Here is an 18,977-nt window from a genome sequence, read left to right as displayed (position 1 = left end):
GGTGGGCCGCGCCGACGACCTCGCACTCCTTGCGGAATCCGCCCCGCGCGCCGACATCGTCGGAAGCCTTGCGCAGCAGCTCCAACTCGTTGACCATCCATCCGCGCCCGGCACCATGGCGTTACTGCCGGTGCGTGGACCGGTAAGGTCAGCCGCACGGTTCGCTGTGTTGTACGTCACTCACCAGTGGCGTGTCGGGCGTCCGCGGGCGGCGGCCGGGCGGCTGCTACGCAGGAGGGGTGCTGTTGACCGAGCGGAGCGAGAGCAACCGGACGACCTCCGGCGGTCTCGGCCTGGCTGGTGCCTGCGCTGAGGCGTTCGCGCTGGTTCCGCTGCCGGCCGCACCGGCCCTGCTCAGCACCGAGGACGGCGTCGTGGTGCTGGCGACGGAGCAGGCCGCGAAGCTCGCCGGCGAAACCAGCCCCGCCACCCTGGTCGGCTGTCGGCTCGCGGAACTGGTGGCGCGTGACGGGCAGGTTTCGCTGCTGCGGGCGCGCGGCGGCCGGATCCCGGTCCGCCCGCTGAGCTGGCCGCACGCCGACGACGAGCGGCTGCGCGTCACGGTGCTGATCGACATTTCGGACCTGAGCGAGGCATCGCCGGAGACCTCCGGTGACTCCGAGAACGAGCGGCGTTGGCTGATCGAGGCGCAGCGGATCGCGAAGGTCGGCAGTTGGGTGTTCTACCCGGAAACCGGTGAGCTGTACCAGAGTCCGGTCCTCACGGAATTCCTCGGCGGCTCCGGCGCGGAGGGCGCCACCGACGCCTCGTCGATGATCGCGGCGACCCACCCCGAGGACCGGAAGCGCGCCGAGGAGTTCTACACCGAGGTGCTCACCGCCCCCGAAGGGGAACTGCTGGAGGTCGAGCTCCGCGACCTGCCCGGCAAGCGGATCTACCTGTGCACCGGGCGCACCGAGTACAACCGCTCCGGCCGGGTGGAGCGGGTGCAGGGCACCGTTCAGGACATCACCGAGAACCGAGCGCTGGAGCGCCAACTGCGCGACGAGCGGCGCAAGCTGCAGGACGCGCAGCGGATCGCCCGGCTCGGCACGTGGGAGTGGGATCCGCGGACCGATGTCTTCCGGTTGTCGCGGATGCTGCACGAGATCATCGGCAAGCCCACCACCGCGCACACCACCTTCGGCACCTACCTGGAACGGGTGCACCCGGACGACCAGGACTGGGTCCGGCAGGCGTGGCAGCCGCTGAAGGAGCAGCACGAGCCGATCGAGGTCGAGCACCGCTACGTGCGCATCGACGGCACGATGCGGATCCTCCGCCTGCACGGCACCGCGATCCGGGACGCGGACGGCCAAGCCGTCCTGGTCGGCACCGCCCAGGACGTCACCGAGCAGCGCGCCGTGGTGACCCGCATGCAGCGATCCAGCCAGCGCTTCACCGACCTGGTCAGCATCACGCCGGTCGGTATCGGCATCTTCGACCGGGCGGAGCGGCTGGTCGACGCCAACGACGCGCTGTGCGACCTGCTCGGCTACCGCCTGGAGCAGCTGCGCGGCATGACGGTCCCAGACCTCACGCACCCGGACGAGCGGGAGACCGGCCTGCCCACGCCTGCCGAGCGGCCGGGCATCCGGCGCCGGGTGCCGCAGCGGGTGTTGGTGCGCTCCGACGGCGAGCCGGTGTACTGCGAGCTGCACACGTCCTCGTCGGTGCAAGACGACGGCACCCAGTTCTGGCTGGTGGTGTTCCAGGACATCACCGAGCGGCGGCGCGCGTCCGAAGCCCTGCGCTACCAGGCCACCCACGACGACCTGACCGGGTTGCCGAACCGGGCGGCGGTCAAGGACCTGCTATGCCACCTGCTCGGGCGCGCCGACTCGCACCGCGTCGCGGTGCTGTTCTGCGACATCGACAACTTCAAGCGGGTAAACGACTCGCTGGGCCACGACGCCGGGGACGAGCTGCTGGTCGCGCTGGCGCGGCGACTGGAAGGCGGACTGCCGGACGGTTGCACGGCCGCCCGGCTTTCGGGCGACGAGTTCGTGATCATCTGCCAGGACATTGAGGCGGTCGGAGGCGTCGATTCCCTGGCGACCAGGGTTTCCGGGCTGCTGCGCACCGCGGTGCCGGTGCACGGCCAGCTGATCCGGGTATCGGCGTCGATCGGTGCCGCCGTACCCAACGGGTCGGGTGTCGGCGGCGAGGACCTGCTGAGGTTCGCCGATGCGGCGATGTTTGAGGCGAAGCGCCGCGGCGCTGGCAAGGTTTCGCTGGCCAGCCCCGCGCTGATGGCCTCGGCGGACCGGCAGCTGCACCTGGAGGGGCAGCTGCGGGAGGCGCTGAACAACGACGGCCTCGTCCTGCACTACCAGCCGGTGGTGAATTCCGACGGCGCGGTGGTCACCGCCGAAGCACTGGTGCGCTGGCCGCATCCAGATCGCGGGATGCTCGCGCCGGACGCGTTCCTGCCGGTCGCGGAGCAGGGCGACCTGCTGCGGGAGCTCGATCGCTGGGTGCTGCGGACCGCGCTCCAGGAGGCGGCGACGTGGCCTGCGCGCGGCGGCCGACAGGTGGGTGTCGCGGTGAACCTGGCGGGTCTGGTGCCGGGTGGGCCGGAGTTCGTCGACGCGGTCGCCGACATCGTCGCCGAGACCGGCATCGCCTGGAACCGGGTGATCCTGGAGCTGGTGGAGACGGCGCTGGTGGACCTGCCGTCGCGGACCCGGCACGAGATGGGCGAGCTTGTCGCGCGCGGCGTGCGGTTCGCCGTCGACGACTTCGGCACCGGCTACTCGTCGCTGGCCCGGCTGAAGGACCTGCCCGCGCAGATCATCAAGGTGGACCGCAGGTTCGTCGCCGGGGTCGGCGGCGACGCCTCGGACTTCGCGGTGGCGCGGGCGGTCGTGGACATGGCCCGAGCGATGGGCCGCCTGTGCGTGGCCGAGGGCGTGGAGACGGCGACGCAGTTCCACGTGCTGTGCGGGGTCGGGGTGGACGCCTACCAGGGGTGGCTGTTCTCCGGAGCGATCCCGGCGCACGAGTTCCGCGATCTCCTCGAACGAGGCCCGTTGCCCATCCCGGGAACGTAACAACGGCGTGCGTCCTTTGGGCAGGCGCAGGGGCCGTTTCCAGGCCCGTCTTGCGTAGCGGCGGTGCTGGTTGCGGCGGGTGGGCTTAGCGGCTTCGCCGCTTTAAAGGCATTAGCCCGCCCTACCGCGACTCGGACGATCACTTCCGAAGCAGCCTCTGCAACAGCCCGACAGACTCGACCAGGGGTGACCTACGGGAAATGGGTCGTTATGTGGTTACCGAGTGAACGAGTTCGGCGATGCGGTGGCGGGGCAGGTCGATCACGCGCAGGTCCAGGTCGTCCGCGTTGGGCGCGAGCTCGGCTATGCGGTCCTTGGCCTCGCGCTTGGTCAGGCTCTCGTCGGAGTAGGTGATCAGGCCTTCCCGCCAGATGTTGCCTACCTTGCCGTGCGCCCGGTTCAGCAGATAGCACGCCACCGACGGGGTTTCCGCCGCGTCCGCCACCACGACCGCGTGCTTCGAGTCCGGGCTGCTGCGGTGGAAACGCAGCCGGTACTTCGCCGCGACGAGCTCCGAGAGGGCGTGCTGCGCGCGCTCGCTGGTGATGTCAGGGTGGTTGTTGTCGACCACGAATCCGGCGCGTTCGGCGTTGCACGCCAACAGCATCCGCAGCAGCCACGGCCCCGGATCGTTGCGCAGGTCGAACACCGGTGCGCCCTGCTGCTGCCGGATCGGCCGGCGCCAGCCGGGATCTCGCAGCGTCGCGACCGGGCCGCCGACGCGCTCGCCGACCGCCTCCAGGAACTGCGCCGGCGCCGAGGCCTCCAACGCCTCCACCGACTGCGGGCCGTGCGTGTAGATCCCCGGTGCCTGGCGCAGCGCCAGCTTGCGGGTGTGCGAGGTCGGCTGGCACACGTAGAGGTCGCTCGCGCTGCCGATGGCCTGCGCCCCGAAGTACCGATGGAACCGGGGCAGGATCGCCTCGAACACCATGCCCAGCCGCAGCAACTCCTGCTGCACCTTGTGCCCCAACGTCGGGGTCCGGGCGCTGTAGCCGTAGGCGATCAGGAGCCGGCTGTTCGGGCCTGCCAGGCATTCGGCGGCCCGCGTGGCGAACAGCCCGATGCCCTCCGGGGTGTAGGGCGGATCGGTGAACACCAGGTCCGCGCAGCCTTCCAGCACCGGCGGCACCCCGAACCGCAGGTCGGCGTGCAGGGTGCGGATGGCGAAGCCCTGTTCGGCCGCGACCGAATCGATGTGCGCCAGGATCCGCTCGTCGAGGTCCACCACGGTCACCGACGCCGAAGGCACGACCAAGCTCAACGCCAACGAAGTCAGGTCGTGATCGCCCAGGCAGAGCAGCTGCGCGCCGCGCAGGTCGTAGTTGTCGCGCAGCCATTCGGCGCGGCGTAGCGCGGTTTCCGGCGTAGCCGTCACGTGGTCGAGCGCCGCGGCGGGCGCCGGGCCGCCCTCGACGAAACCGCGCATCCGCTCCACCTGCTCGGCCCCGGCGGGCGGGACGGGGCGCAGCGCGTCCAACGCGAAGCGCTGCCGGTAGCGGTCGCGCGCTTGCGGCGCCAGCCGGTACGTCTCGCCGGTGGCTTCGACGTCGGGCCCGGCGGCGGTGAGCAGGTCCTCGACCGTGCGCCGCGCGACGGCCGTCCTGCGGATCAACTCGTCGAGCGGCAGCGCGCCCTCGGTGAGTTGGGCGAGGATCTCGCGCAGCCGTCGGGCGAGGACTCCGGCGTCGGCGAGCACCGCCTGCACGGCGTCGATGGGCTCGGGCTTTGCGGAGTGTTGATCAGTGTTCATCGGATTCCTAACCTTACGGCGTGCCCCGTGGCGGCGCCGCCGCGCCGGGCTCCCACCGCTGGGATGGTGCAGCTGGGAAGTCCCGAGAAGATCACGCGAAGGTATCGGTCGATCGCACGATTGCGCCGATCGAGCTAGGGTCGGCCAGGTTTGGGGGACCGCGACGATCTACGAGGGGGCTCGGGTGATCGAGTTCCAGGCCGTGCGCAAGCAGTACGACAACGGCACTGTCGCCGTCCACGAGCTGAGTCTGTCGGTGCAGACCGCCACTATCACCGTGTTGGTGGGCCCGTCCGGGTGCGGCAAGACCACCTTGATGCGGATGGTGAACCGGATGACCGAGCCGTCGTCGGGGAAGGTGCTGGTGGGCGGCACCGACGTGCGCGAGCGCGATCCCGCTCAGCTGCGCCGCGGCATCGGCTACGTCATCCAGCAGGCCGGGCTGTTCCCGCACCGCAACGTGCTCGACAACGTGGCGACGGTGCCGCTGCTGCACGGTCGCAGCAAGCAGGAGGCGCGGCGGCGGGCCGGGGAGCTGCTGGAGCTGGTGGGGCTGCCGCAGGAGGTGGGCAAGCGCTACCCGGCCCAGCTCTCCGGCGGTCAGCAGCAGCGCGTGGGGGTGGCCCGGGCACTGGCCGCCGACCCGCCGGTGCTGCTGATGGACGAGCCGTTCAGCGCGGTGGACCCGGTGGTGCGGGAGGGTTTGCAGGACGAGCTGCTGCGACTGCAGGACGAGCTGGACAAGACGGTGCTGTTCGTCACCCACGACATCGACGAGGCCGTGAAGCTGGGCGAGAAGGTTGCAGTGCTGCGCCAGGGCGGGCACCTCGCCCAGTACGCCCGGCCCGACGACCTGCTCGCCAACCCGGCGGACGACTTCGTGACCGCTTTCGTCGGCCGGGACCGAGGCTACCGGCGACTGTCCTTCGTGGACTCCGGCGGCGTGCGCCCGGAGCCGGTGGCCACGGTCGAGCTGGGCACGAAGGTGCCGCCGGAACCGCGCTGGCGATTGGCGGTGGACGGCGACAGCCGGCCGCGGGGCTGGCTCCCGCCCGAGTCCAACGTGGATGGTGGGCTCGTCGAGGCGCAGCTCGTGGCCGGTGGGTCGCTCTACACCGAGCACACCCCGCTGCGCGGCGCGCTCGACGCAGCGCTGTCCGCGCCGTCCGGGCAGGGTGTCGTCGTCGACGGCGATGGCCGGTTGCTCGGCGTGATCACCGCCGACCACGTGCTCGACGTGATCGCAGCGCACCGCCGCAGCGTCGGCGAAGGGCAGCCATGATCGATTTCTTCGAAAGCCCCAGCAACCGGGAAATGGTGCTCAGCCAGCTCGGCCAGCACATCTACCTCGCGCTGGTGCCGCTGCTGCTCGGCGTGCTGATGGCGCTGCCGCTGGGGCGCCTCGCCCGGCAGGTGCGCTGGCTGCGCGGCTTGCTGCAGGGCGGGGCCAACATCTTCTACACGATCCCGTCGCTGGCCCTGTTCGTGATCATCCCCGGGCTGGTGGGGACGCCGCTGCTGTCCTCGGTCAACGTGATCATCGCCCTGACGCTCTACACCGCGGCGCTGCTGGTGCGGCCGGTCCAGGACGCGCTGGACTCGGTGCCCGCGCCCATCGTCACCGCCGCGACGGCGATGGGGTACCGGCCCGGACGGCGGTTCCTCGCCGTGGAGCTGCCGCTGGCGGTGCCCGTTCTGGTCGCAGCGGTCCGGCTTGCGTCGGTCAGCAACATCAGCCTGGTCAGCGTCGGTGCGCTGGTCGGCATCGGCGGTCTGGGACGGCTGTTTACCGCTGGCTTCCAACTGGACTACCCGGAGCAGATCGTCATCGGCATCGTGCTGACCCTGCTGCTGGCCCTGGTGGTCGACCTGCTGCTGGTGGCGTTGTGGCGGCGGTTGACGCCGTGGGCGCGGGCAGGAGTGAGCCGCGCATGATCGGCGAGCTGATCGCCTGGTTGACCGACCCGGCGCACTGGACCGGGCCGGGCGGGATCTTGGCGCAGACCCTCCTGCACCTGTACTACTGCGTGGTCTCCGTCGCCGCCGCATCCGTGGTGGCCGTGCCGCTGGGTGTCTACATCGGACACACCGGGCGCGGCGCGGTTCTCGTGGTGGGGATCAGCAACGCGATGCGGGCGCTGCCGACGTTGGGTGTGGTGACGCTGCTGGTGCTGGGCTTCGGACTCGGAGAGGGCCCGGCGCTGGCCGGGCTGGTCGTCCTCGCGATCCCGGCGATCCTCTCCGGCACCTACGCGGGGGTCCGCAACGCGCCCGCCGACGCGGTCGATGCGGCCAAGGGCATGGGGATGACGCCAGGGCAGCGGCTGTGGCAGGTGGAGCTGCCGACCGCGTTGCCGCTGCTGTTCGGCGGGGTGCGCAGCGCGATGCTGCAGGTCGTCGCCACCGCGGCGGTCGCGGCCTACGTCGGGCTCGGCGGGCTGGGGCGGATCCTGCTGGACGGGTTGAAGATCAGCGACTACGCACAGATGGCCTCGGCCGCGATCGTCATCGCGGTGCTCGCGGTCCTGCTCGACTTGGTGTTGGCCGGCGCGACCCGGCTGTTGGTGCCGCGCGGTCTGGTGCTGGCCGCCCGACGAGGAGGTAAGGATTGATGAAGCGGTTGCTGATGTGCGCCGCGGCGGTGGCTCTGCTGCTGACCGGCTGCGGTTCGCAGAACCCGTTGGAGGCCAACCGGAACCAGGGCGGCGCACTGGTGGTCGGCTCGGCCGACTTCGCCGAGAGCGAACTGCTGATGAACATCTACGCCGAGGCGCTGAAGACCACCGGCGCCGAGGTGGAGACCCGGCCGCGCATCGGCGCCCGGGAGTTCTACGTGAACGCGGTGCGCAACGGGGAGCTCTCGGTGGTGCCCGACTACACCGGGAACTTGCTGCAGTACCTGAACCCGCAGGCGTCGGCGACCGAGACCCAGCAGGTCTACGAGCAGCTCAAGCAGGCCGTGCCGGGGGAGATGGAGCTGCTGGAGCAGTCCCCGGCCGAGGACTCCGACGTGCTGACCGTCACCGCCGCCACCGCCGGTACCGGGGTGCGGTCCATGGCCGACCTCGGGCCGCGCTGCGGCGAGTTCGTGCTCGGTGCGCCGGCGGAGTGGAAGTCCCGCTGGGAAGCCAAGATCGCGGAGGACTACGGCTGCCGGTTCAAGGAGATCCGCTCCATCGAGGCGGGCACCATCACGGTGGACGCGTTGACGTCCGGCCAGATCCAGGTGGCGAACCTGTTCACCACCTCGTCGCAGATCGCGGCGAACAACCTGGTGAAGCTGGAGGACCCGAAGAACATGTTCCCGGCACAGAACGTGGTTCCGCTGGCGCACAAGGGGAAGCTGACCCCGCAGCAGACCGAGGCGCTCAACAAGGTGTCCCGCGCCCTCGACACGGACAAGCTGACGCAGCTCAACCGGAAGATCGAGGTCGACAAAGCCAACCCGGCCGACGTCGCCAAGGAGTTCGTCGCCTCGGCTGGCCTCTGACGTTCAACCCACGTCGTGGGTGCGAAAATCGGTGAGGGCCGGTTTTCGCCCTCACGACACCGAGGCGCGCCGTTTAGGCCGAGCGGCCGCTGATCCTGGTGGTCAGTTCCGCCGCCGTTCGGTTGACTTGGGCGGCCAGGTCCGGCCAGGTCCCGGCGCAGGGCTCGCCGCCCGGAGTGTCGCAGAAGTGGCGGAAGGTGACGCTGATCGCCGCGATGGGCCGGGCCCCGTGGTCGAACACCGCGCAGGCCACGGAGGCGAAGCCCGCCGTCACGAAACCGTCCTCGACCGCCCAGCCGCGTCGGCGCTCCTCCGCCAGTAACCGGCGCAGTTCCGGCAAGTTCCGCGGGCCCCGGTCGGTCCGCCGCACGAACCGCTCGCTCGACGGCAGCAGGGCCCGCAAATGTGCGGCGGGCAAGTGCGCGAGCAGCACGCGCCCGGACGCGGTCAGCTGCGCGGGCAACCGGACGCCGACATCGGTTACCAGCGTCTGCGGCTGGGACGGGCGTTCCTTGATCAGGTAGAGCGACTCGCCGCCGTGCAGGACGCCCAGGTGCGCGGTGCGGCCCACCTCGTCCACCAGCCGGCGCAGCAACGGCCCGGCGAGGCGTTCCAGCGGGTCGTGGCGCAGGTAGGCCGAGCCGAGCTCGAAAGCCGCCATGCCCAGCCCGTAGCGCCGCTCCTCGGGCAGATGGGTCACGAATCCGGCGGCGACCAGCTCGGCCAGCAGGTGGTAGGTCGTCGACCGGGGCAGGTTCAGGTCGCGGGCGATGACCCCGGCCGACACCGGCCCGGCGCGGCCCGCGAGCACCCGCAGGATGGCCAGCCCGCGTCGCAGCGCGGGAACGTCGCTGCTGCCGCCCACGACCCTCCGTTCGGGGATTGGTGTCTGGCATCCCAGACACTCTCACCCTAACCGGGCTTCTGCTGACGGCGCGATAACGCTGATATGGAGTTATGCAGGACAACGTGCTCAATGTCGGTCCGGAGCCGCTCGACCGCGACGAGGTCGTCGACGTCGCCCGCGGCGGCACGCGCGTGGAACTGACCCGGCTCGCCGAGCACGGCATAGCCGCGACGCGGAAGCAAATCGAGGCGCTGGCCGCCGAGCAGCGTCCCACCTACGGGGTGTCGACCGGGTTCGGTGCGCTGGCCGTGCGGCACATCCCCAGCGACCGGCGAGCCGCCCTGCAGCAGTCCTTCGTGCGCTCGCACGCGGCCGGCGCGGGCCCGGCTGTCGAACCGGAGGTGGTGCGGGCCCAGATGCTGCTGCGCCTGCACACGATCGCGACCGGGCGCACTGGCGTCCGCCCGGAAACCGCGCACGCGCTGGTGGGGATGCTCAACGCTGGCATCGTGCCGGTGGTGCACGAGTTCGGTTCGCTCGGCTGCTCCGGAGACCTCGCGCCGCTGGCGGCCGTCGCGCTCGCCCTGACCGGCGAAGGCGACGTCTTCGATGCCTCGGGGCGGCTCCGCCCGGCCGCCGAGGCGCTGGCCGACGCCGGGATCGAGCCCGTGGTGCTGGCCGAGAAGGAAGGCCTGGCGCTGACCAACGGTACCGACGGCATGCTCGGCATGCTGGTGCTCGCGCTGGACGACCTGTCCGCGCTGCTGGACGTGGCCGATGTGACGGCGGCGATGAGCGTGGAGGCGCTGCTGGGCACCGACCGCGTCTTCGCCGCCGACCTGCAGCGCCTGCGCCCGCACCCGGGGCAGGCGGTTTCCGCGGCGCGGATGTCGGCGATGCTGGCGAATTCGCCGATCGTGGCGAGTCACCGCGGGCCCGAGTGCACGCGCGTGCAGGACGCGTATTCGCTGCGGTGCGCGCCGCAGGTGCACGGGTCGGCCCGGGACGCCGTCGGCTACGCCGAGACCGTGGCGGATCGGGAGCTCGCGGCCGCCATCGACAACCCGGTCGTGCTCGACGACGGCCGGGTGGAGTCCAACGGCAACTTCCACGGCGCCCCGTTGGCCCATGCGCTGGACTTCCTCGCCATTGTGCTGGCGGACGTCGCGAGCATGGCCGATCGCCGCACCGACCGGATGCTCGACGTCGCGCGTTCCCACGGGCTGCCCGCGTTCCTCGCCGATGACCCGGGCGTCGACTCCGGGCACATGATCGCGCACTACACCCAGGCAGGGGTGGTCGCCGAGCTGAAACGGCTCGCGGTCCCGGCGTCGGTCGATTCGATCCCGACGAGCGCGATGCAGGAGGACCACGTGTCGATGGGCTGGTCCGCCGCGCGCAAGCTCCGCCGCGGCATCGACGGCCTGACGACCGTGCTCGCGATCGAGCTGCTGACCGCCGCGCGAGCCCTGGACCTGCGCGCCCCGCTGGAGCCGGGCCCGGCCACCGGCGCGGTGCGGGATCTGCTGCGCACCCGGGTCCCGGGCCCCGGAGCCGACCGGCACATCGCGCCGGAGATCGCCGCGGCCGAAGAACTGATCCGTTACGGCGCGGTGCGAGAAGCCGTCGCCGGCTTCACGAATTCCACAGTGGACCGGAGGGTGTCATGAGCGAAGCCCGACCCGTGCGCGCCCCGCGCGGGACGACGCTGACCGCGCGCAGCTGGAGCACCGAAGCACCGCTGCGGATGCTGCAGAACAACCTCGACCCGGAGGTCGCGGAGCGGCCCGACGACCTCGTCGTCTACGGCGGCACCGGCAAAGCGGCCCGGAACTGGGCTTCGTTCGACGCGATGGTCCGGGAACTGACCACACTACGCGGTGACGAGACGCTGCTGGTGCAGTCCGGGAAGCCGGTCGGCGTCCTGCAGACCCACGAGTGGGCGCCGCGGGTGCTCATCGCCAACTCCAACCTGGTCGGCGACTGGGCGAACTGGGCGGAGTTCCGCCGCCTCGACGCGCTCGGCCTGATGATGTATGGGCAGATGACCGCCGGGTCGTGGATCTACATCGGCACCCAAGGCATCCTGCAGGGCACCTACGAGACGTTCGCGGCGATCGCGGCCCGCCGCTTCGGCGGCAGCCTCGCAGGCACCCTGACCATCACCGCCGGTCTCGGTGGCATGGGCGGCGCGCAGCCGCTAGCGGTGACGATGAACGACGGCGTCGCCCTGGTCATCGAGTGCGACCCCGAGCGCGCGCACCGCCGGGTCCGGCACGGTTACCTCGACGAAGTCGCCGACGGCCTCGACGCCGCGATCGAGAAGGCCGTCGCCGCGAAGAACGACCGGCGCGCCCACTCGGTCGCCGTGATCGGCAACGCCGCCGAGCTGCTGCCCGAGATGCTGCGGCGCGGCGTGCCCGGAGACATCGTGACCGACCAGACCTCCGCGCACGACCCGCTGTCCTACCTGCCGCTGGGCGTCGACCTGGACAACTGGGGCGACTACGCGGCCAAGAAGCCCGACGAATTCACCGAGCGGGCGCGCGATTCGATGGCCAAGCACGTCGAGGCGATGGTCGGGTTCCTCGACGGCGGCGCCGAGGTCTTCGACTACGGCAATTCGCTGCGCGGCGAGGCCGAGCTCGGCGGCTACAAGCGCGCCTTCGCCTACCCGGGTTTCGTGCCCGCCTACATCCGGCCGCTGTTCTGCGAGGGCAAGGGCCCGTTCCGGTGGGCGGCGCTGTCCGGCGACCCGGCCGACATCGCCAAGACCGACCGGGCGATCCTCGACCTGTTCGGCGAGAACGAGCACCTCGCGAGGTGGATCCGGCTGGCCGGCGAGAAGGTTTCGTTCCAGGGGCTGCCCGCGCGGATCTGCTGGCTCGGCTACGGCGAACGGGCCGAGGCGGGCCTGCGGTTCAACGAGATGGTGGCCTCCGGTGAGCTCGCGGCGCCGCTGGTGCTCGGGCGGGACCACCTGGACTGCGGGTCGGTGGCCTCGCCGTACCGGGAGACCGAGACGATGGCCGACACCTCAGATGCGGTCGCGGACTGGCCGCTGCTGAACGCCCTGGTCAACACGGCCTCCGGCGCGACGTGGGTGTCGCTGCACCACGGAGGCGGGGTCGGCATGGGGCGGTCGCTGCACGCGGGCCAGGTCACGGTCGCCGACGGCACCGAGCTGGCCGCGCAGAAGCTGGCGCGGGTGCTGACCAACGACCCGGGCACGGGCGTGATCCGGCACGTCGACGCGGGCTACCAACGAGCGGACGAGGTCGCCGCCGAACGCGGTATCCGAACCCCGCTCGTCGGCTGAGCACCCTTGAGAGCTTTGGGCCCTACAGCAGTGCTATAGCAACCAAAACGCCCACGGCCTCGAAAACTGACAGTAGATCCAGCACGGGCAGTTCTGCCCGTGACGCGGGTGTTCGGGAAGGGAGCGGGTGTGGCGGGACCGAACGAGTTGATGGCGTCCATCGCCGATGTCGGCGCGGACCGGCGCCGGGGCGGGTACTCCCGGCACGTCTTCGACGATGCCGAGAGGGAGTTGCGCGAGTGGTTCGTCGAGCAGGCCGAGGCGCGCGGCCTGCGGGTCACCACCGACCGGAACACCAACATCTGGGCCTGGTGGGGCGAGCCGGGCGGCGACGCGGTGGTGACCGGCAGCCACCTAGACTCGGTGCCCGGTGGCGGGGCGTTCGACGGGCCGCTGGGCGTGGTCAGCTCGTTGAACGCGGTGGACCTGTTGCAGGCCAAGGGTTTCACGCCCCGCAAGCCGCTCGCGGTGGTGGTCTTCGCGGAGGAGGAGGGCGGCCGGTTCGGCGTGCCGTGCCTGGGGTCCAGGCTCCTGGCCGGGACCATCGACGCGGACCGCGCCCGCGCGCTCCGCGACCCGAACGGGGTGACGTTCGCCGAAGCCATGAGCTCCTTCGGCGCGGACCCGGCGCGGCTGGGGCGAGACGAGGAGGCGTTGCGGCGCATCGGGCGGTTCGTCGAGCTGCACGTCGAGCAGGGGCGCGGCCTGATCGACCTGGGGCGGCCGGTGGCGGTCGCGTCGTCGATCCTGGCGCACGGCAGGTGGCGATTCCGGTTCGACGGTCAGGGAAACCACGCCGGCGCGACGCTGATCGCCGACCGCCACGACCCGATGCTGCCCGCGTCGCGGCTCGTCCTCGAAGCGCGCCGCATCGCTGAAGGCGTCGACAGCGGACGGGCGACGGTGGGTCGGCTGGTCCCGAACCCGGGCGGCACCAACGTCATCGCATCCACTGTGGACGTGTGGTTGGACGCGCGATCGCCGGACGACCGGTCGACCGGGTCCATCGTCGAGAACCTGTCCAGGGCGGCGGCGGAGTTCGCTGCCGCGGAGGGCTGCCAGGTCGAGGTGGTCGAGGAATCCTACGGGGACACCGTGCACTTCGACGCCGCGTTGCGCGACCAACTCAGCGGCCTGCTCGACGACGCGCCGGCGTTGCCGACCGGGGCCGGGCACGACGCGGGGATCCTCGCCGCCGAGGTGCCGACGGCGATGCTCTTCGTGCGCAACCCGACCGGCATCAGCCACGCCCCGGAAGAACACGCGGAGCCCGACGACTGCGATTCCGGTGCACACGCGCTCGCCCGGGTCCTGGAAAACCTCGCGGGGTGACGTCTAACCACGCTTTCGCCAACGCGGCTGAGGGCGCGAGCATGGGAACCTTCCTGTCACCGCAGGTCGGGTCGGCGGGGTGGTTTCCAGCATCGTCTAGATCCGAGGCCTGTTTGCAGGCCTAAACCCTGTCGCAGGTTCCCGCAGCACATTAAGTCAGCGGGCAACCCTTCCGTCCACACTGGACGACGCAAGCGGCCATTCGGCGAAACTTGCTTTTCAAGACGTGCTGTAGGCCCGCTTCCTCACGGCGGGCAAATGCTCCCGCGTTCCCCTTTCGCCAGCAGCACATCCAGCACGACGCGGACCAGCGGGTGGTCCTCCCGCCCACACTGGACCGCGGCGAAGACGCGGCGGGCCGGCGGCCTCCCCGCGAGCGGTAGCGCAACCACGCCCTGACCGCCAGCGATGGCCGTGCGGGGCACCAGCGCGACACCGGTGCCCGCCGCAACCAGCGCCACCACGGCGTGGAAATCATCGGAAGTGTGCGTGATGTTCGGGACGAAACCGGCGTTCTCGCAGCACACCTGTGCCACCGCCCGGCACGGGTTGCCCGGCAGCGGCGCGATCCAGTCGTCGTCACGGAGCTCGTCGAGCGCGACCGCGTCCGCCGCGCTGAGCCGATGCAGCGGCGGCAGCACGACGTCGAACGGCTCGGCGTAGAGCGGAAACCGGCTCACCCGCCGGGCATCGGCCTGCAGCGTCGAGGTGTACTCCATCGAGATCGCGATGTCGATCTCCCCCGCCAGCAGCATCATGAGGCTGTTGTGCGCCTCGGCATCGCGCACCAGCACCCGCACATCGGGTGCCTGCTGCCGCAACGCGACGATCGAAGGCGCCACGACCTGCGTGATCGCCGACGCGAACGACGCCACCTCCACCTTGCCGACGGTGCCCGCCGCGCAGGCCGCCAAGCTCGCCTCCGCTCGCTCCAACTCGGCCAGCACCGCCTTGGCGTGCTTGACCAGCAGCTCACCGGCCGCAGTCAGCCGGACACGACGACCCTGCCGGGCCAGCAGCGACTGCCCGACCTCGTTCTCCAACGCGGTGAGCTGCTGCGACACCGCCGACGGCGTCAGGTACAGCTTCTCCGCAGCAGCGCGCACGGTGCCGTGGTCGGCGAGGGCGCGGAGCACCAGAAGCCGCCGCGGGTCAATCACCGGGCGATTGTACCCATCCGTTCGCGGGCCGCGACGAACGCCGAAACCGCACGTTCCACGTCGTCGGCGCGGTGCGCGGCCGACATCTGGGTGCGGATGCGCGCCTTGCCCACGGGCACCACCGGGTAGGAGAAGCCGATGACGTAGACGCCCTCCGCCAGCAGCAAGTCCGCCATCCGTGCGGCCTCGGCCGCGTCGCCGATCATCACCGGAATGATCGGGTGCTCGCCCGGAAGCAGGTCGAAGCCTTCCTCGGCCATGCGGCGCCGGAACAACGCGCTGTTGTCCCGCAGCCGCTCCCGCAACTCCGGCTGCGCGGCCACCAAATCCAGCGCGGCCAGCGAAGCCGCCACGATCGACGGCGCCAGCGAGTTAGAGAACAGGTAGGGCCGGGAGCGCTGCCGCAACAGCTCGACGATCTCGGCCCGCCCGGACACGTAGCCGCCGCTGGCCCCGCCGAGCGCCTTGCCCAACGTCCCGGTGACGACATCGACCCGGTCGGAGACGCCGAAGCGCTCCGGGGTGCCCGCCCCTGTCGGCCCGGTGAACCCGACCGCGTGCGAATCGTCGACCATCACCAGCGCCCCGTACTTCTCGGCAAGCGCGCAGATCTCGTCCAGCGGCGCCAGGTAGCCGTCCATCGAAAACACACCATCGGTGACGACGAGCTTGCGCCGCGCGTCGGCGTTCTCCTGCAACAGCCGCTCCAAGTCGGCCATGTCGCGATTCCGGTACCGGCCGCGGCGGGCCTTGGACAGCCGGATGCCGTCGATGATGCTCGCGTGGTTGAGCTCATCGGAGATCACCGCGTCGCGATCGTCGAGCAGGGTCTCGAAAACCCCGCCGTTGGCGTCGAAACACGAGCTGTACAGGCTCGTGTCATCGGTGCCGAGGAACCCCGAGAGCCGCCGCTCCAACTCCTTGTGCGGGGCCTGCGTGCCGCAGATGAACCGCACCGAAGCCATCCCGAAACCCCACTTCGCCAGCGCCTCCTCGGCGGCGGCGAGCAGCGCGGGATGATCCGCCAAACCCAGGTAGTTGTTGGCGCAGAAGTTCAGCAGCTCGGCGCCGCCGACACCCACTCGCGCGCTTTGCGGCGAATCCAGCACCCGCTCGTCCTTGTACAGCCCGGCGGCCCGGATCTCGGCCAGCTCGGCCCGGACGTCGTCAGCGATCGTGTACATCAGGCGGACCCCTTCGTTGTCCAGTCGAGGATGACCTTGCCGCAGCGGCCGCTGCGAGCCGTCTCGAACGCCTCGGCGTGCTCCGTGAACGGGAAGCGGTGCGTGATCACCGGCGTCAGGTCCAGCCCGGACTCCAGCAGCACCGACATCGAATACCAGGTCTCGAACATCTCGCGCCCGTAGATGCCCTTGACGGTGAGCATCTTGAACACCACCGCGCTCCAGTCCAGCGAGAAGTCCTCGGCGGGCAGCCCCAGCATCGCGATCCGGCCGCCGTGCGCCATGTTCGCCACGACCTCCCGCAACGCCTCGGGCTTCCCGGAAACCTCCATCGCGACGTCGAAGCCCTCGCTCAGCCCCAGCTGCTGCTGCGCGTCGGCGACCCGCGCCTTCGAAACGTCCAAGGCAAGATCCACACCAACGCGGCGTGCCAGCTCCAACCGGTGCTCGCTGACATCGGTGATCACCACGTGCCGCGCGCCCGCGTGCTTGGCCACGCTCGCCGCCATCAACCCGATCGGCCCGGAACCGGTGATCAGCACGTCCTCGCCGACGACCGGGAAGCTGAGCGCGGTGTGCACGGCGTTGCCGAACGGGTCGAAGATCGCCGCCACGTCCGGATTGATCTCGCCGCGATGAACCCAGACGTTCTGCTCCGGCAGCACCGCGAACTCGGCGAACGCGCCGTTGCGGTGCACCCCGAGACCTTCCGCGTGCGCGCACAGGTGACGGCGGCCGGCGAGGCAGTTGCGGCACCGGCCGCACACCAGATGTCCCTCGCCGCTGACGAAGTCGCCGACCGCGGCCCGGGTGACCGCGGCACCGGTGGCCACCACCTCACCGGCGAATTCGTGCCCCACCACCAGTGGGGTCGGCACGGTGCGGGCCGCCCACTCGTCCCACGACGCGATGTGCAGGTCCGTGCCGCAGATCCCGGTGCGCATCACCCGCACCACGACCTCGTCCGCGCCGGGCGCCGGGTCGGGGAGTTCGGTCAGCTCCAGGCCGGGCGCGGGCGAGGTCTTCACCAGAGCGCGCAAGGTTCCTCCGCTCTCGACGGCTTGTCGCAACAAAGTCTGTACCGGTGCGGTGGGCAGGTCCATCGCGACTTTCTGTACTAGCTGGTTAGCGGCACTGCACAGCACGCCGCGCCCCACCCGCCTTCGACGAGTGGGGCGCGGCGCCGCCGAATGGTCATCCCTTCCAGGACGACCCGCCCTGCAGCGTCTGCGCCTGCTGGGTGGACGACTGGAAGCGCTGCTGCCCGTGCGGAGTGGACGACTGGACGTGGTGCTGTTGCGTTTTCTGGTACTTGTGCTGCTCGTTCACGCTCACCTGGCCGTGCTTGGTCGGCCCCTGCGGCCCATCGACGGCGCCGGCCAGCGCGGCGAAAATCTGGTCCGGGGTCGACGGCTGCGGGGCGTCGCTGGCCGTGGCCGTTCCGGCAGCCCCCAGCACGGCGAGACCGGTGAGCAGGGCGCCGGCGAGAAGACGTCGCATGAAAATCCTCCGAAACGCGTTGGAATTGCCAGCGCCGAGGCGATCACACATCGGCCGCGCCCGCCGCGCACATCACTCCGTAGTGGATCAAGCACCCCGCCCAGCCACCCGGCTAGGGGAGCGACTCTCGGCTCTTCCGCCGCGCCGGGGATCGCAAGCAAGGGAACCTTCCTGCCACCAACGGTCGCACATAAGGGACGCGAGCAAGGGAACCTTCCTGTCACAGCAAGCCTGCGGAAGCCGCTGTGTTGCGAGGAAAGGAACCTTCCTGCCATCCCCAGCGGTGCCGGATGCGTGCGAGGAAGGGAACGGCCACGGTTCGGGGCGCGGCGGGTTGGAGGAAGGGAACCTTCCTGTCATGCGCGGCGGCGGACATGCGGCGGCGACGGCTTGACTTCGAGTTCAGTGGAAGTTCGAGCATGGTGCCGCGCCAGGTGATCAGGAGAAGACCCGATGACGACGACACCCAGCGCCATGCCCGACGTCACCGACCCGACGTCGGCACGATCCTGGTCAGTCCGTGGATCATGGGCACACCGCAACGACAGCGCGACGCGGTGGACGCATCGATCGCGAAGTGGAAGATCGTCCTCTGGCCGCACACGTTCCTGTCACTCAACTGCTTCGTGAGCGCTGACGGCGCGGCAGAGATGAACTACGCGCAGTGGACCGACGACGCGCACCGCGAGTTCGCGCGGACCTATCGCGGGCCCTGGTGCGAGGCATCGATGACGCAGTGCCGGGCATCGAACGTCCCGGACTCGTCAGGTACCGCTCCCTCCCCGACGGCGTCGATTCGGATTCCTCTCGTCGCCGCGGCGACGAGAAGGGACGAGCCCTGCTGCCACGCGCGTGGCCGGGGCAGGGCTCTTCCAGTTGTGGCTTTCGCCGTCACTCGTCGTCGGCGTCGTCGCGGGCGAGGAAGGTGGCGAGGCGTTCGGTGGCGTCCTCGAAATCCGGGTTGAGGTCCACGAAGGCCCGCATCCGGTCGGCGACCCAGGCCAACGTGACCTCGTCGTCACCGCGACGATCTTCGAGTTCTTCAATGCCGCGGTCGGTGAAGTACACCGTGTCCTCCTAATTTATGTCCGTCCGTGACCGGTGTGATCGGGGTTGGCAGAACAGCAGAGTACGAAACGCCCCGACGGTTGCAGCACTGGAACCACGCCTGTTCGGTGAAAGGAAGGTTCCCGTGCTCCACGGACGTTTCCGGGCTGTCCGCCGGAGACCGGGAGCCGAACTCTATGCCGCCGCCCAAAACCGCTCCCGGCCGGGAGACTGAAGTGAGAATGGGAACCTTCCTGCCGCCGGCGAGCCGCCGCAGCTCGGGTTCGGCAGT

Annotated in this window: 15 protein-coding genes; 8 read left to right on the top strand and 7 right to left on the bottom strand. The window is 70.5% G+C overall.

The genetic code is table 11. The features are described from left to right. Positions 1 to 239 precede the first annotated feature (239 nt). Positions 240 to 3,053, top strand: coding sequence for an EAL domain-containing protein (locus ACWDKQ_RS20280; RefSeq protein WP_450140295.1), 2,814 nt, complete (start codon positions 240 to 242; stop codon positions 3,051 to 3,053). 208 nt (positions 3,054 to 3,261) lie between these two features. On the opposite strand, the gene ACWDKQ_RS20275 is transcribed toward ACWDKQ_RS20280, so the two are convergent. Further along, the gene (locus ACWDKQ_RS20275) at positions 3,262 to 4,806 is read right to left on the bottom strand and encodes a bis-aminopropyl spermidine synthase family protein (RefSeq protein ID WP_450140294.1); all 1,545 of its coding nucleotides are present in this window, start codon (positions 4,804 to 4,806) and stop codon (positions 3,262 to 3,264) included. 184 nt (positions 4,807 to 4,990) lie between these two features. On the opposite strand from ACWDKQ_RS20275, the gene ACWDKQ_RS20270 reads away from it, so the two are divergent. Genes ACWDKQ_RS20270 through ACWDKQ_RS20255 form a run of 4 tightly spaced genes read left to right on the top strand, consistent with a single transcriptional unit; the run spans position 4,991 to position 8,296 of the window. Beyond that, the gene (locus ACWDKQ_RS20270; RefSeq protein WP_450140293.1) at positions 4,991 to 6,088 is read left to right on the top strand and encodes an ABC transporter ATP-binding protein; all 1,098 of its coding nucleotides are present in this window, start codon (positions 4,991 to 4,993) and stop codon (positions 6,086 to 6,088) included. Beyond that, positions 6,085 to 6,741, top strand: coding sequence for an ABC transporter permease (locus ACWDKQ_RS20265; protein WP_450140292.1), 657 nt, complete (start codon positions 6,085 to 6,087; stop codon positions 6,739 to 6,741). Before ACWDKQ_RS20270 ends, ACWDKQ_RS20265 begins: the two co-directional genes overlap by 4 nt. Beyond that, positions 6,738 to 7,418, top strand: a complete 681-nt coding sequence (locus ACWDKQ_RS20260) for an ABC transporter permease (RefSeq protein ID WP_450140291.1) — start codon at positions 6,738 to 6,740, stop codon at positions 7,416 to 7,418. The genes ACWDKQ_RS20265 and ACWDKQ_RS20260 overlap by 4 nt, the downstream gene beginning before the upstream one ends. Beyond that, on the top strand, positions 7,418 to 8,296 hold the full coding sequence (locus ACWDKQ_RS20255; RefSeq protein ID WP_450140290.1) for a glycine betaine ABC transporter substrate-binding protein: 879 nt from the start codon (positions 7,418 to 7,420) through the stop codon (positions 8,294 to 8,296). Before ACWDKQ_RS20260 ends, ACWDKQ_RS20255 begins: the two co-directional genes overlap by 1 nt. A gap of 73 nt (positions 8,297 to 8,369) precedes the next feature. Here ACWDKQ_RS20255 and ACWDKQ_RS20250 read toward each other — a convergent pair whose 3' ends face one another. Then, positions 8,370 to 9,161, bottom strand: coding sequence for an IclR family transcriptional regulator (locus ACWDKQ_RS20250; protein ID WP_450140289.1), 792 nt, complete (start codon positions 9,159 to 9,161; stop codon positions 8,370 to 8,372). Between the two features lie 92 nt (positions 9,162 to 9,253). On the opposite strand from ACWDKQ_RS20250, the gene hutH reads away from it, so the two are divergent. From hutH to ACWDKQ_RS20235, 3 genes are all read left to right on the top strand, one after another. Then, the gene (gene hutH, locus ACWDKQ_RS20245) at positions 9,254 to 10,813 is read left to right on the top strand and encodes a histidine ammonia-lyase (protein ID WP_450140288.1); all 1,560 of its coding nucleotides are present in this window, start codon (positions 9,254 to 9,256) and stop codon (positions 10,811 to 10,813) included. Beyond that, on the top strand, positions 10,810 to 12,462 hold the full coding sequence (hutU, locus tag ACWDKQ_RS20240) for a urocanate hydratase (RefSeq protein WP_450140287.1): 1,653 nt from the start codon (positions 10,810 to 10,812) through the stop codon (positions 12,460 to 12,462). Before hutH ends, hutU begins: the two co-directional genes overlap by 4 nt. Before the next feature lie 150 nt (positions 12,463 to 12,612). Beyond that, positions 12,613 to 13,794, top strand: coding sequence for an allantoate amidohydrolase (locus tag ACWDKQ_RS20235; RefSeq protein ID WP_450140298.1), 1,182 nt, complete (start codon positions 12,613 to 12,615; stop codon positions 13,792 to 13,794). A 245-nt stretch (positions 13,795 to 14,039) separates the two neighbouring features. On the opposite strand, the gene ACWDKQ_RS20230 is transcribed toward ACWDKQ_RS20235, so the two are convergent. From ACWDKQ_RS20230 to ACWDKQ_RS20210, 5 genes are all read right to left on the bottom strand, one after another. Continuing rightward, a complete protein-coding gene (locus ACWDKQ_RS20230; protein ID WP_450140286.1) occupies positions 14,040 to 14,954 on the bottom strand; it encodes a LysR family transcriptional regulator in 915 nt (304 codons plus the stop codon). Next, a complete protein-coding gene (locus ACWDKQ_RS20225) occupies positions 14,951 to 16,138 on the bottom strand; it encodes a glycine C-acetyltransferase (RefSeq protein ID WP_450140285.1) in 1,188 nt (395 codons plus the stop codon). Before ACWDKQ_RS20225 ends, ACWDKQ_RS20230 begins: the two co-directional genes overlap by 4 nt. Beyond that, on the bottom strand, positions 16,138 to 17,178 hold the full coding sequence (gene tdh, locus ACWDKQ_RS20220; protein ID WP_450140284.1) for an L-threonine 3-dehydrogenase: 1,041 nt from the start codon (positions 17,176 to 17,178) through the stop codon (positions 16,138 to 16,140). The genes ACWDKQ_RS20225 and tdh overlap by 1 nt, the downstream gene beginning before the upstream one ends. A gap of 154 nt (positions 17,179 to 17,332) precedes the next feature. Then, positions 17,333 to 17,638, bottom strand: coding sequence for a hypothetical protein (locus ACWDKQ_RS20215; RefSeq protein WP_450140283.1), 306 nt, complete (start codon positions 17,636 to 17,638; stop codon positions 17,333 to 17,335). An 891-nt stretch (positions 17,639 to 18,529) separates the two neighbouring features. Continuing rightward, on the bottom strand, positions 18,530 to 18,706 hold the full coding sequence (locus ACWDKQ_RS20210) for a DUF6104 family protein (RefSeq protein WP_010304877.1): 177 nt from the start codon (positions 18,704 to 18,706) through the stop codon (positions 18,530 to 18,532). Positions 18,707 to 18,977 lie beyond the last annotated feature (271 nt).

This window comes from Saccharopolyspora sp. NPDC000995 (assembly GCF_053599315.1).
Note: the sequence above shows the minus strand (reverse complement) of the source record. Positions and strands in the feature narration are given on the sequence as shown.